Raw genomic sequence first — 13675 nt, 5'->3', positions numbered from 1 at the left:
GCCCGTTTCTTGACCAATCCTAATGTTCTAGTTACATTGGTTAAAACTACTATTGCTACTTAAGCAAGAACAAAGGGTTACAATCTCTCATGGAAGAAGTTAATAAGCAAAACCAAGGCAATATTGAATTAGAAGTTGATGTGATTTCTACTTTTTCACTAGCTGCACAGCAAAATTCATATTCAGTTTTGCGTAATATCCAAATCATTGTACCGGAATGTTACGACAAACCAGTCCATCGTAATTTAAAGTTAAGATTGAATGCTATTGAAGGTTGGTTAGACTCCTCTGAGTGGCTTATTGATGAAGTGATTTCTGGACAGTCAGTTAAATTACCAGTCAAAGAACTTAAATTTCCTTTTGAAACACTTTTTGGCCTGACCGAAGAAGTTCTTCTAGGGCTTAAATTTGAGCTACTGGATGATGAAAACCTTCTCCTGTGTAGTAGTGAGCATAAAGTGAGTATTCTCCCCGCCAATTTTTGGGGTGGAGAGAGTCGTCAGCCAGATTTACTAGCGGCTTTTGTAAAGCCAAATGGTTTATACGTAGAGTCTTTAGTTAGAAAAGTCGCTTTACTTTTAGAAAGTAGTGGCCATGGACGCTCAGTAGATGGATATCAGTCGAACACTAGAGAAAAGCCATATTTGATGCTTGCTGCGCTTTGGAATGTCATTTTTCAAGAAAAGTTAGCATATGTCAGCCCTCCTCAAGGCTTCGCAAAAACAGGCCAACGAATTCGTCTAGCAGCGGATATCAGCCAATCTAAAATGGCCGCTTGTTTAGATTCTTCTGTCTTATTTGCAAGTTGTATAGAAGCTATGGGTCTAAATCCTGTGGTGGCTATCACTAGTGGGCATGCTTTTGCTGGTGCTTGGTTAATTGATGAGAAGTTGCCAATTCTTTGTAATGATGATCCACAGGATATAAGAAAGCGCGTGGATAACCGAGATTTAGTCTTGTTTGAAACAACGCTCGTAACAAATGCTTCCCCTGTTACATTTGAACAAGCAAAAGATCATGCCAGAAATTTACTTGCCGAGGATAAAGAAGAAGAGTTTGTAATGGTTTTAGATATTGGCCAAGCACGAGCTCAGTCAATTAAACCGTTATCAACTATAGAAGAGGCTAAAGCTGAAACTGAATCAGTAGATGAAACAGTTGAACTTACTTTACCTGAAGTTCCTCCTTTACCTCCCGTTCGTGCTGAAGAGCGTGTTGTCGAAGAAAGCCCTGAAACACGCATTGACTCATGGTGCCGAAAGCTTCTTGATTTAACTAAGAGAAATAAACTTTTAAATTTCAATGATAAGTCGGTATGTATAAAGTTATATTGTCCTGATATAGCTAATATGGAAGATATGTTGGCGGATGGGACAAAGTTTAAATTCTTATCAACTCAAGAAAGTCCATATTTTGATTCAGAACGAGACAGTGAGTTATTTCGTTTCCAAACCGGCTCGGAAATACATAAAGAGTACGCTCTTAATCAGTTAAATAATAAAATTTTATTAGCTAATCAGCCTCCTAAAAAGGTAGAAAAAAATGCTATCGAGCTGTTTCGGAAAGCAAAAAATGATTTAGAAGAAAGTGGTTCAAATACACTTTTCTTAGCACTGGGTTTCCTTAAGTGGAAAGAGAACCCAGAGGATACCCGAAGCTTTAAAGCCCCATTAATTCTTATTCCAGTTAACCTCACTCGAAAAAGTGCTCGAGCTCCCATTTATGTTGAGCAATTACAAGGTGAGGAAGCAATCTTTAATCTTACTTTGATCGAGTTTTTGCTATCTGAACACGATATCAACTTAAATGTATTTAAAGATGAGCTGCCTGAAGATGAAAGTGGGATAGATGTTCCATTTATTTGGAGTCAGGTAAGGCAGGCTGTCAGTGAGCAAAAGGGATTTGAGGTAGTTGAGGAATTAGTTTTATCTTCATTTTCATTTGCAAAATATTTGATGTGGAAAGATTTAAGAGACAGATTGGATGACTTAAAAGAAAATCGATTTGTTCAGCACTTAGTAGAAAGTCCAAAAGATGCTTATATTCAATCTGCTGAGTTTGTTGAACAACATCAAGTTGATGAGGCTATAGACCCTGCTGAAGTGTTTACGCCTCTTAATTGTGATAGTTCGCAATTAGTTGCTGTTGATGCTTCAGCAAAAGAGCAAGATTTTGTACTTGAAGGACCTCCGGGGACAGGTAAATCCGAAACAATAGCTAACATTATCGCTCATAATATTGGTAAGGGGCGGAAGGTTTTATTTGTAGCTGAAAAAATGGCTGCATTGAATGTAGTATACAAGCGATTGCAAAAAGTAGGTTTGGACCATCTATGTTTAGAGCTTCACAGTAATAAAGCGAACAAAAAGGTCGTTTTAGAGCAATTAGCTCAGGCTTGGCAATCAAGAGAGGGATTAAATCCTAATGCGTGGTCTATGCATGTTTCTGAGCTAAAGGATAAAAAAGATAAGTTAAATGATTATGTGAGAGAGCTACATAAAAAATCACAGTCAGGAGTATCCGTTCGAGACGCAATATCAAGGCTTGCTCTTCATAAGGGGAAAGTCAAACTTAACTTAAATTGGCCATTAGATTTAAGTGCAGATAAAACCTTAAAAAGTGACTTGAACACACTAAATGAAATCGTTTTGCAGCTTAAAATTGCCTTTGAAGATATTCAAGAACTCGACTTTACTAGCTTCTCTTATATAAATGCTACTGCATGGTCAAATGTTTGGCAAAGCCAGCTAATAAATAAAGTTGAAGCTTGGTTTATTGAATTTGAAAGTATTACAGATAAATTCCAATCGGCTCTTTCTACCCTAGGCATCGATGCACCTGAGCTGAACAACAAGAATTTCTTGGCCTTGAATTCATTTTATGAATTAAAAGAACTTGTGAAGTACCGTGATATAACTTTTGTCTTAAAATCAGGCTTTAACGAGCGATTTGAGCTTATAGAGAACTTAGCTCTCAAAAAAGAAAAGTTAGATGAGCTTATTAGCAAGCTAGGTAGCAATATTGAAGTTAGTCAGCTATTGAAAGCTCCAATAAGCAGGTGGTACTCAGAATATGAAGCTGCAAATAGTAGTTGGCTTAAATCTCTATTTGCTAAGTGGAAAGTTAATAAACAAGCAAATGAGTTTGGGTTTAAGAAGTTTAGTGATCTTTCTATTTTAGCTGAGCTATTAGAAGCAAAGCAGCTTGCCAATGATATTTCTGAAACTAATGATGAACTTGAAGCGTTAGGTATTTGGAAAGGTTGGTTAACAACTTCGAAAGACTTAATAGCTACCGTGGGGTTCGGAAGAAAAGTAAAAGCTAAGTTAAATAGCGCTCTTTCGTTATGTAATGACCCAACAGAAGCTTTAATAGTAATTAAAAAGCAATTTGTTGACGGCAGAGATTTTATTGAAAACTCTCAACTAGAGGCTAAATTAGATGATTTCGCCTTTAGTTATAAAGAATTTGAACAGGCGCACAATAACTTACTCGATTTCAATGTCACAGAGACTTCAGGTTCAAATTTAACTGAATTAAGTCAAGCCTTAAGTGTAATAAAAAACAATCAAGCGAAACTTAAAAGCTGGTGTGAATGGGTCAGCGCCAAAGATCAAGCTAATAGCGTAGGTCTAGACTCTGTTGAGCAGGCATTATGCCAAGGTGTTATTTCATCTTCAGAATTACTAGAGCAATTTGAATTAGCTTATTTTTCTTGGCTTGCACCTCTTTTGATTGATGACAGTGAAATTTTAAGAGAATTTAAGGCTTCAACACATGAAGCTACTATAGATGCATTCCGTAAATTAGATGAAAAAGTAGCTGAAGTAACAAGTGATTACATTATTGCTCTCGCTTCAAGTCGAGTCCCAACTACTGAAATTAAAGATGCTAAGAACGACCGTCACTTCGGAGTTTTGTCGAAAGAGATCCAGAAAAAAACTCGTCATATCCCAATTAGATCTTTGATTAAAGAGCTTGGGGAGTCATTGCTGGAGCTTACTCCATGTATGATGATGTCACCGTTATCTGTTGCTCAATTTCTACCATCAGACTTTAGAGGATTTGACCTAGTTGTGTTTGATGAAGCATCTCAAATGACAACATGGGATTCTGTCGGCTCAATTGCCAGAGGGCGCAATGTAATTATTGTTGGTGATCCTAAACAAATGCCTCCAACCAACTTCTTCGCGGCCGGTACTTCCGATGCCCCAGATGAAGAAGATCTTGAATCTATTTTAGATCAAGCTTTAGCTGCTCGATTACCGCTAAAAAGGTTGATGGGTCATTACCGAAGCAAACATGAGACTCTAATTGCATTCTCAAACAGCAAGTACTACGAAAACTCATTAGTAACTTACCCATCATCAGAGACAAAAGAGTCAGCTGTTTCTTTACATCGGGTTAATGGCCTTTATGCAAAGGGCAAGGGTCGGAACAATATCAAAGAAGCACAGGCTGTTGTGAACGAAATCACTAAGCGATTGCTCAACAAGCAGCAACAGAAATTGTCAATTGGTGTCGTTACTTTAAACACAGAGCAGCAACGCACTATTGAAGACTTACTCGATGATGCTAGAAGGAATAACCCAAAAATTGAAAAGTATTTTCATGAAGCAGAAACTAGAGAGCCTGTTTTTGTTAAAAACTTAGAGTCAGTTCAAGGTGATGAGCGAGATATCATAATGCTTAGTTTAGGTTATGGTCCTACTGAGCCAGAAGCGAAAACGATGAGTATGAACTTCGGTCCATTAAACAAACAAGGTGGTGAGCGCAGACTTAATGTTGCTATTACGAGAGCAACGACAGAAGTCGTAATTTTTAGTAGTTTTGACTCTTCAATGATTGATTTGAGCCGTACCTCTTCAACTGCTATCGAACATTTAAAACATTATTTAGAGTTTGCTGAAAGGGGGCCTATTTCACTTGCGGAAAGTACGTCGGCTCGTTATGGAGTGGATCAGTTTGATAGTGATTTTGAACAAGCCGTTGCAAACGAATTACGCAACATGGGTTGGAAGGTCCAAACACAGGTTGGTGTCAGTAAGTTCAGAGTTGATTTGGGGATTCTTCATCCAGATAAACCCGGATGCTACATTGCAGGTGTTGAATGCGATGGTGCAACATATCACGGCTCACCAGCAGCTAGAGATAGAGATCGTGTAAGACAAATAATCCTTGAAAGCTTAGGTTGGAATATCGTTAGGCTCTGGTCTACGGACTATTTTGTAGATTCAGAAACCGCACTTAAAAAGCTAGATTCAAAGTTAAATGAAATACTTGCTACTGAAAGAGAAAAGGATAGCTTGTTAGAAGCAGAAGCAGAAGCAGAAGCAGAAGCAGAAGCAGAAGCAGAAGCAGAGGTTCTAAAAACGGCTGCTAGTACTAATTACAAAACACCTTCAGCTCAACATGAAACGTCTCTTGTATCAAATACTCAACAGCTTACCAGTAATGTACTTGATGCAAGCAACTACTTTAAAGAAGAATATAAATCACGATTAATCGAGATTGCACAAGAAACATTGAAAGAAAGGCCTGGTATCACATTACATACTTTGGCATTGGAGATTGCTAACTTACATGGCTTGACACGCACCAGTAAAAAGCAAGTTGATTATATTTATGAGCTTTTAAAGCCATGGGCAGGAATTAAAGAGAATGCGGGTTTCTCGCCAACAGTTTGGTTATCTCCTGAAGATACTTGCGAGTTAATTCAATGGCGAGGTGTTAACGCGTTTGGATATGAAAGAAACTGGAAAGAGCTTGCTTATGAAGAAGCGCTGGGATTAGCAACGTTTGCTAAAAATAATAATAGTTCAAACCCTGTAGAAGAGATGTGCTCTGAATTGGGCTTAAAAAGAAAGCATGAAACTACTATTAAGCAATTTGAGCAGTGGCTTTCGTTAGCTGAATAGGTTCTACCTATTTTAAATGCATGTTTTTATCTAAAAAGGAGTTTGTAAAAAATGGAATGATAAAGTTCTGGAAATGATTGAAGCAACCAGCAGGCAAAGAAGAAATTTGCTTCTAACTTCTGTTGCTTTAATGTTCTCCAGACATGCAGGTGTGACCTTTGGTGATAATTTAAAACTCTTAGATGCAAATTGTACTTTTTTGCCTAAACTGGAATGCTTTCTTACAGGGCTGGAATTGCAGATCTTATTGAGTGGTGTTTTAGCAAATGTGTTTGTTGTAACTATTTTTGTATTTTTCTGATTCCGGGTTGTTTTTGCTATTAGCTTTTGACCGAAAAGCGTTTACTTTTCAAAAATAAACGCAGTGGTTAGTTGTTACCAAGAATGTTTAACTATGGCTAAACCACAACACGATTCCGGCCATTTTCCTTAGCTTTGTATAAGTTTAAATCTACACGTTTTGCTGCTTGCTCTGCAGTCTCCTGTTGGGATATTTCAATAACACCAATACTTACGGTCGCATTAACCCTCAAAGAAGTATGTTGTTTTTCTGCTATTGAATGCCTGATACGCCATGCAATCTCTTTTGCATTGTTGAGAGTTTGATTTTCAAGAACAATTAAAAACTCTTCGCCACCTACTCTTCCGACCATATCCGAACAGCGCACAGTACTTACAATCGTGTTTACAACTGAAATGATAAGCTCATCGCCAATATCATGGCCGTACTGATCATTTACAGCTTTAAAATGGTCTATATCAATTGAAATCAGTGAACTTACTTGAGAGTTATGTTGATTTTTTTGCATAACCTTACGCTTCAGGTTAATGATAGCTCTTCGGTTCGCTATGCCTGTTAGCTCATCTTTTAAAGCAAGTATTTCATAGTACTTTTTCTGACGAACTTGTTTGAAGGTATAAATTGCAAATAGGAATAAGCATACGCTGGCAATAATGAGTGTTAATCGTTGCCAAAAGGCTTTATCTTCAGCCACTGTTAGTAACTCTTTTTGCAGAGCTGAAGCTTGTTCTAGACGAGTTATTTCACGCTTTTGTTGTTCAAAGTTAAAGTTTAGACGTGCAGATATAAGGGCGTTATTGGCTATGTCTTTTTGCTTTTGTTTTACTATCGTTATCAGTTGTTGCTGAGCATTTATGTGTAACGAGGAGTCATTTGTGGCTTCAGCAACTAATGAAGCAAAGTTTAAATACCTTTCTTTAAAACTGACCGGCCATGAGTTTTGCTCAGTTTGTAACATATTAAATAAAGTCAGAGCTGCGTTTAGATTATTACTTTTTAAGTTCCATTGGGCTTGTGTCATAGTTAGCAGTGTTTTGATCCAGCTATCATTTATCTTTAGTTTATCAACAGCGGTTAAATATGACTTTGCAGCATTGAGCTGGTCTAGTTCGGTGTAAAGCTCGGCTAGTTTTATCAATACGTAAGCATAACCGTTATCGCTTTCGTAAGACCTTACATCTTTTTTAATTGACTGATACAACTCTATAGCTTTGGGGAAATTTCCGCTTTTTTCATGAGCAAAAGCGAGTTGATCGATTACTTTGTAATGTTCTTGTTTATTAAACTTTGCTAATTCGGTTGCAGAGCGTTGCAGTTGTTCAATTGCAAGATCAAAGTTGTAAAGAGCGATATGAATATCTGCTATTTCTTTTAGGGCAAGAGCTTGTTCATAGCTATTTCCTGATTTTTCAAATAGCTGATAGGCTTTTTGTGCTGCATGGAATGCATCCTCATAGTTGCCTAGAGCTAAGTAAATACGGTTGAGTACAGTGTTAGCGGTTGCAATGGCGTTTAGCTCTTCAGGGTTTTGCGTGTTTGCAGAGTTTTGAGTTATAGGGGTTAAAAGTGTTGCTGCGAATTGGTAATTGCCTTGGTTGTACTCTTGGAAAGCTTCACAGGCTGTAAGGTCTTGTTTTAATGTTTCACTACTTGAGCTATGGATTATTGGCTTCGCATTATTTAAAAAGGCATTGTAATGGAGTAGCCCAATAGATGTAGTAACATCCGAAAACCAACACTTAAACGCCATTACTCGCGCATCATCAAGCCCATTTTTATATGGCATTCCTTGTTCTAATTTTTCTAAAATAGCTCTCGACTCAGATAAAGAGGTATAGCCATAAAGAACCTTATCTATTTCATTTTTTACTTCATTGGCGGCCAAGCTGGAAGAAAAAAGAACAAAGCATAAAACCCTTAACATTTAAACTGTTACTCCATCAGAAACTACTAATCCATTATTAGAATTTAGTTATTATTTTTAATTGAGGTTAACACAAAAGTTGTTCAATAATAACAATTACAAGAAGCTTAAAACTCACTAAAAAATGACAGGTTTTTATTTTTTAACTCATTTTAGGAAAGACTTGCTGAGTTCACATGTTTATTTGTAAAGAGCACAAACCCTTTGGTTTTATCAGCAGATTTGAAAATTCTTTATTGCAAGGCTTGAATTGCAGTATTACTGAGAGGGTGTCAGAGATGTGTTTCTTATAACTATTTTGGGTTTTTCTCAAAGAGAAAAAACAGCATTTTCATAACCTCCCTAAACTATTTATATATACCAACTAACTAACCTCTCTCAACGGGGTTATTTACTGATCTAGTTAAAAAATTCATTCGTATTTTTATGCGGATAGATGATCTTAAGAATGTAAGAGTCTCTATTGCTACACTTATACGATGCAATAGCATTCGCATACTGCCGTTGTTGGTCGATCTCTCTACAAGAATAGGATCTGCCATGCAGACCCCACAATAAATTTTGAGAGGATGAAATAGATGAAAAATTTTTTACCAATTTTTCTTTCTTGTATTTATGGGTTGGCAACCCCTTCAGTACTGGCTTTAGAGGATAGAGAAGCACTGGTTCCTTTACCTTCATTAGATGATTTCACTAAAGGGAAAGACGGCTGGAGCTTTGGGCTTGGTGCAGGCGTTGAATATGAAACGGCTTACGAAGGTTCAGACGAATTTGGGTTTGAATTACAGCCTGCGGGAGCGGTGCAATGGCGTAAGGGCGATAATATATTTTATTTTGCTGGAGAAGCATTTGGTTGGCGTGGTCTTCGAAACAATGATTGGTTGTTGGAGGCATCGGTAGGTTTTGATGAGGGGCGAGAAGAAAGCGATTCAGATGATGGCCGATTAGATGGGTTAGGTGATCAAGAAGAAGGGTTTGAACTGGTGTTTCAGGCTCGTCGTTCTTTCACACCTGATTGGCGTTACTGGCTAGTAAGCCGTGTTGTGGCGAGTGAAGATGGAAATTTAGGTTTGTTTGGGGTGGGCAGACGCTTTGGAACCCACACAGATGGGTCGGGTTCTGAAGTTAATATAGTGGCTGTTTTTCATGATAGTGACTATGCCAACAAAGGGTTTGGTATAGACGAAATGCAATCTGCGGCATCAGGCTTAGAAACGACCTCTTTGAGTGGGGGATTACGCTCGTTTGGCGTGGATTACAGTTACCGACATAATATGAATGATAATTGGCAGATTTACGCGGAAGCTCTTTTTGAGTACTTCAGCAGTGATGTAAGGAAAAGCCCCATCGCGCGTAGTAATTATGAAAGTGAAATAGGCGTCGGTTTCATTTATATTTTCTAACTTTAATGCTCTTTGACAGCCTGCTCAAAGCGTTGGGCAGGCTTAAATTACCTTGGCTAAATTACGGTATTTTATATTTTTGCTACTTTATAAGCTCTATTGATTTTGAAGTGTCTGCAGCATTTTCAACCTTAATGCCTAAATGTCGTGTTGCTATGAGGGGTTAGAACATTGAGTAAGTTATTGAATATTGTTATTACGTTTATTCTATGGTCAATGTAATGTGTTTTGTTCTTCCTATTGGTGTTAATTTTAATTGTCTACAGGTTTTAGCGCGGGTATCTCGTTAGCGAGTAAATCGCTGATAGGCACTAACACTATGTGGTAAACACATTGTTCAGACGTATTTTGATCCGGCACCATTAAAGCACGAATGTAGAGTACGTCTTGGCAATCACTCTTTTGGTTTTTTACAAATGTTTGCACCAAATGCCCACCTCGGCAGGCTGATTTTATATTTTGAAAATCATCAGGGGCAATTATTTCGCTAATTTGGTCTGTTTGAATATCAATCTCAATATGGGCGTGTTTATTGATGCGTGTTAGCGCTCCTTGCTCATTAACAATGATAAAAGGGGCAGGGAACTGGTTTGTTGAATCGAAGTGCTTTTTATGGGGGAGGCGCGAATGAAACCCTTCAAACGCATGTACCATCATAACGTAGTTACCTTCTTGTGAAACGCGGGGGATTTGAATACAAAATACTTTTTTGTGCCGACCATTTGGGTAAAAATCCCATTCAGAACTTATTTCGGCTTCTCCTGAAACAAAGCGTCGATAATAGCTTTTTAGGCGTGTTTTTACTGAGTAACTCATTAAGTTGAATGTTTTTGCTTGTAAGTTTTTGAGGCTCTCTACTCCCCAAAATTTAACCCCAGAACGATTTGCCCAAATGACTTTATTGGTGTTGAAATCCCATAGCCAAGAAGGATGTGGGCGAAGCTCTAGTAAACGAAGCTCTTTTTCACTGAGTAACAATGTAGCGTTATCACATTTTGCGCTGTATTGACTGTGAGTATAATTAGTAATCCACTCTTTAAGAGCGTGCTCTTCAACCCCTTTGTCAAATAAAAAGCCCTGACCAATTTTGGCACCTGCTTCAATAAGAATGCCTCGTGCCATGCAGGTTTCTATGCCTTCGATTACACAACGCAGCTCTAAATCACTGCACAGCTGAAGAATAGCGTTCATGCCTGCCATGCTTGCTTTGTCATTAATAAGCTGCGAGGTTAAGGAGTAGTCAATTTTTACTTCGCTAAACACATTTAACCGAATCGTTTCGAGTGTCGAAAAGCCCGTCCAAAAATCATCAATGGCAAGTTGAATACCCAATTGACTGAGTTGTCTTAGGTTTGCCACGCTTTGGTTGCTGAAAATACCTGCGGTTTCGGTGACTTCGAGTACAATCGAATCTGCATTTATCTGGTATTGATTGATTAAATGACCGATTTGTTTGGCGAAGCCTTCAATGGTGAGGTCATTAGCTGACATATTTAATGAATAGTGAATAGCCGTTTTCGTATTATCAATGGGCTGAATGGTCTGCAGCATTCGCTCAAACAGTGTGAGTGTTAATAAATAACATTGTTCATTTATTTCAAGTAGATCAATAAAATGAAATGGTGCGATGACACCATATTTAGGATGATTCCAGCGTGCCAGAAATTCAAAACCGACCAGTTCGTATGTGTCGAGGTTGACTTGTGGCTGTGCGACTAAAAAGAACTCGTTGTTTTTGATGGCCATCAAAATATCGTCAATTTTAAAGCGCGGTATATTCGACAGCATCAAGGTTCCTTATTTTTTATTGGGTTGTGTTTATTGCCGTTACAGTATTGGTGAATGTAGTTATGTTAGCCAGTCGGAAAGGGTGATTAAACATTCAGAAATTGCTTAAAATTAAGGAATTACGATTTTTTGAATAGCGTGAAGTAAAAAAGCAGGTGTCGTGTAGCACGCTACCTGCTTGTTTATCTGTAATGTCGTTGTTTTTCGTGAGGATTAATTAGCTAGCAGCTCTTTTCGTACAAGCTCTGTCCCTGCGCTGAGGGCTTTTAATTTGTCATTTGCGATATCTCGGGGCAATGGGGCCATGCCGCAGTTGGTGCAAGGGTAGAGCTTATCGGCATCAACATATTTGAGTGCTTCACGCAGTGTTGCGGCAACCTCTTCTGGGGTTTCTATTTCATTGCGTGCGACATCAATAGCGCCTACCATCACTTTTTTTCCACGGATCAGCTCAAGTAATTCAATTGGTATACGCGAGTTATGACATTCGAGTGAAATTATATCGATATTCGATTTTTGTAGCTTAGGAAATATTTCCTCGTATTGGCGCCACTCGTTGCCCAATGTTTGTTTCCAATCGGTATTGGCTTTAATGCCGTAACCGTAACAAATATGAACGGCGGTTTCGCATTGCAGCCCTTCGATTGCTCTTTCAAGGCAGGCAATTCCCCAGTCGTTAACGTCGTCAAAAAACACATTAAAAGCGGGCTCATCAAATTGAATGATATCGACACCTGCAGCTTCAAGCTCTTTGGCCTCTTGATTAAGAATTTTAGCAAATTCCCAGGCGAGCTTTTCGCGGCTGTGATAATGGTCATCGTACAGGGTGTCGATCATGGTCATCGGACCCGGCAACGCCCATTTGATTGGCTGCTTGGTTTGTGCGCGTAAAAATTTGGCATCGTCAACAAACACCGGTTTGGTACGTGATACAGGTCCAACAACACACGGCACACTGGCATCGTAACGGTCACGTATTTTAACGGTTTTACGGTTTTCGAAGTCAACCCCTGTTAAGTGTTCAATAAAGGTGGTGACAAAGTGCTGGCGGGTTTGTTCGCCATCACTCACAATATCAACACCTGCTAACTGTTGTTCATGTAACGAAACACGCAGAGCATCATGCTTGCCATCGCTAAGTTCACTTCCTTGTAATTTCCAGGGTGACCAAAGCGTTTCTGGCTGTGCCAACCAAGACGGTTTTGGCAAGCTGCCAGCGGTTGAAGTAGGTAATAATTTTTTCATAATAATCGCTTAGTTATCTTGTTATTAGGCCAGATTGCTAGACCATTGCTCAAGCACTGTTTTATAGGGCTTTATAAAGTATTGTTCGGCAAATTTGCCTTGTGCAACAGCTAACTGACTGCGCTCTTCACGGTCATAAATAATCTGTGTTAATGAATGATCTTGGTTCTTTAAGTTTGGTTTATAACGGCTCCCTGCGACTGCATTGGCGTTATAAATTTCTGGCCTATAGATCTTTTGAAAGGTCTCCATGGTGCTAATGGTGCTGATAAGCTCAAGGTTAGTGTAATCGTTAAGCAAATCACCAAAAAAATAGAATGCCAGAGGAGCCACACTGTTAGGAGGCATAAAGTAACGCACTTGTAAGCCCATTTTTTTGAAGTATTGTTCGGTTAATGATGTTTCATTTGGCTGATACTCTACCCCTAAAATTGGATGCTGGTTTTCAGTGCGGTGATAGGTTTTGTTGTCAGATACGCTTAAGCAAATAACCGGTGGTTTTTTAAAGTGGCTTTTATAAGTATCAGAGCTTACAAAGTGTTGAAACAGCTTGCCGTGCAAGTCGCCAAAGTTATCGGGGATGCTAAATTGGCTTTTACTTTTATTATGATCAAGCAGCAACACACTAAAGTCATAGTCGCGAACATAAGATGAGAAGTTGTTACCCACAATGCCTTCGATTCGTTCATCGGTCTGGTGATCAATAATATTCGTTTTTAACACTTCAATAGAGGGAAAAACGTCGCCACTGTTCGCAATATCGATATCAACAGAAATAATTTCCAGTTCAACAGAGTAGCGAGTGCCTTGTGGGTTATCCCAATTTGCTAAGGCATTAAAACGATTATTAATCATTTTTAAAGCATTGCGTAGGTTCTGTTTACGGCTTTCGCCTCTTGCTAAGTTTGCAAAGTTGGTAGTGATACGCGTGCTGTTTGATGGATGGTAGTTTTCATCCAAGCAAATGCGCTTAATAGTAAATGTAAAATCATTTTTCATGGCTGTAGGTATCCAATGTTTAATCCGAAAACGTGACTGCTGTTTAATTATTTATCGCTGTGTTAGTCATAACAGGCTACTCAATTAGCTTTAGTAA

7 protein-coding genes are annotated in these 13675 nt (G+C 38.6%); 3 read left to right on the top strand and 4 right to left on the bottom strand.

Annotated elements, in window-relative coordinates; translation table 11 throughout:
- Window positions 1-89: 89 nt before the first annotated feature.
- Entirely contained in the window at window positions 90-5918 is a 5829-nt protein-coding gene (locus tag GZH31_RS19485) for a DUF4011 domain-containing protein (RefSeq protein ID WP_180311774.1), read from the top strand.
- Between the two features lie 73 nt (window positions 5919-5991).
- Entirely contained in the window at window positions 5992-6219 is a 228-nt protein-coding gene (locus GZH31_RS19480) for a hypothetical protein (RefSeq protein ID WP_118845051.1), read from the top strand.
- A gap of 97 nt (window positions 6220-6316) precedes the next feature.
- Here the strand turns inward: GZH31_RS19480 and GZH31_RS19475 are convergent, their stop codons facing one another.
- A complete protein-coding gene (locus GZH31_RS19475; protein WP_118845054.1) occupies window positions 6317-8143 on the bottom strand; it encodes a tetratricopeptide repeat-containing diguanylate cyclase in 1827 nt (608 codons plus the stop codon).
- A 578-nt stretch (window positions 8144-8721) separates the two neighbouring features.
- Here GZH31_RS19475 and GZH31_RS19470 point away from each other — a divergent pair.
- Window positions 8722-9546, top strand: coding sequence for a MipA/OmpV family protein (locus GZH31_RS19470; protein WP_118845056.1), 825 nt, complete (start codon window positions 8722-8724; stop codon window positions 9544-9546).
- Window positions 9547-9798: 252 nt separating this feature from the next.
- Here the strand turns inward: GZH31_RS19470 and GZH31_RS19465 are convergent, their stop codons facing one another.
- The 3 genes from GZH31_RS19465 to GZH31_RS19455 all read right to left on the bottom strand — a co-directional run bounded on the left by GZH31_RS19465 (window position 9799) and on the right by GZH31_RS19455 (window position 13578).
- The gene (locus GZH31_RS19465) at window positions 9799-11334 is read right to left on the bottom strand and encodes an EAL domain-containing protein (RefSeq protein WP_180311773.1); all 1536 of its coding nucleotides are present in this window, start codon (window positions 11332-11334) and stop codon (window positions 9799-9801) included.
- 213 nt (window positions 11335-11547) lie between these two features.
- Window positions 11548-12579, bottom strand: a complete 1032-nt coding sequence (locus GZH31_RS19460; RefSeq protein WP_180311772.1) for a methionine synthase — start codon at window positions 12577-12579, stop codon at window positions 11548-11550.
- A 24-nt stretch (window positions 12580-12603) separates the two neighbouring features.
- Window positions 12604-13578 (bottom strand): DUF1852 domain-containing protein, encoded by a 975-nt coding sequence (locus GZH31_RS19455; RefSeq protein WP_036972439.1) that lies wholly within the window; start codon window positions 13576-13578, stop codon window positions 12604-12606.
- Between the last annotated feature and the right edge of the window lie 97 nt (window positions 13579-13675).

This window comes from Pseudoalteromonas sp. JSTW, assembly GCF_013423925.1.
Taxonomy (GTDB): Bacteria; Pseudomonadota; Gammaproteobacteria; order Enterobacterales; family Alteromonadaceae; genus Pseudoalteromonas; species Pseudoalteromonas lipolytica.
This window is presented reverse-complemented; position numbering and strand designations above follow the sequence as displayed.

Coding starts and splice junctions, on each gene's coding strand:
- GZH31_RS19485 (WP_180311774.1), top strand. CDS start 90: ATGGAAGAAGTTAATAAGCAAAACCAAGGCAATATTGAATTAGAAGTT.
- GZH31_RS19480 (WP_118845051.1), top strand. CDS start 5,992: ATGATTGAAGCAACCAGCAGGCAAAGAAGAAATTTGCTTCTAACTTCT.
- GZH31_RS19475 (WP_118845054.1), bottom strand. CDS start 8,143: ATGTTAAGGGTTTTATGCTTTGTTCTTTTTTCTTCCAGCTTGGCCGCC.
- GZH31_RS19470 (WP_118845056.1), top strand. CDS start 8,722: ATGAAAAATTTTTTACCAATTTTTCTTTCTTGTATTTATGGGTTGGCA.
- GZH31_RS19465 (WP_180311773.1), bottom strand. CDS start 11,334: ATGCTGTCGAATATACCGCGCTTTAAAATTGACGATATTTTGATGGCC.
- GZH31_RS19460 (WP_180311772.1), bottom strand. CDS start 12,579: ATGAAAAAATTATTACCTACTTCAACCGCTGGCAGCTTGCCAAAACCG.
- GZH31_RS19455 (WP_036972439.1), bottom strand. CDS start 13,578: ATGAAAAATGATTTTACATTTACTATTAAGCGCATTTGCTTGGATGAA.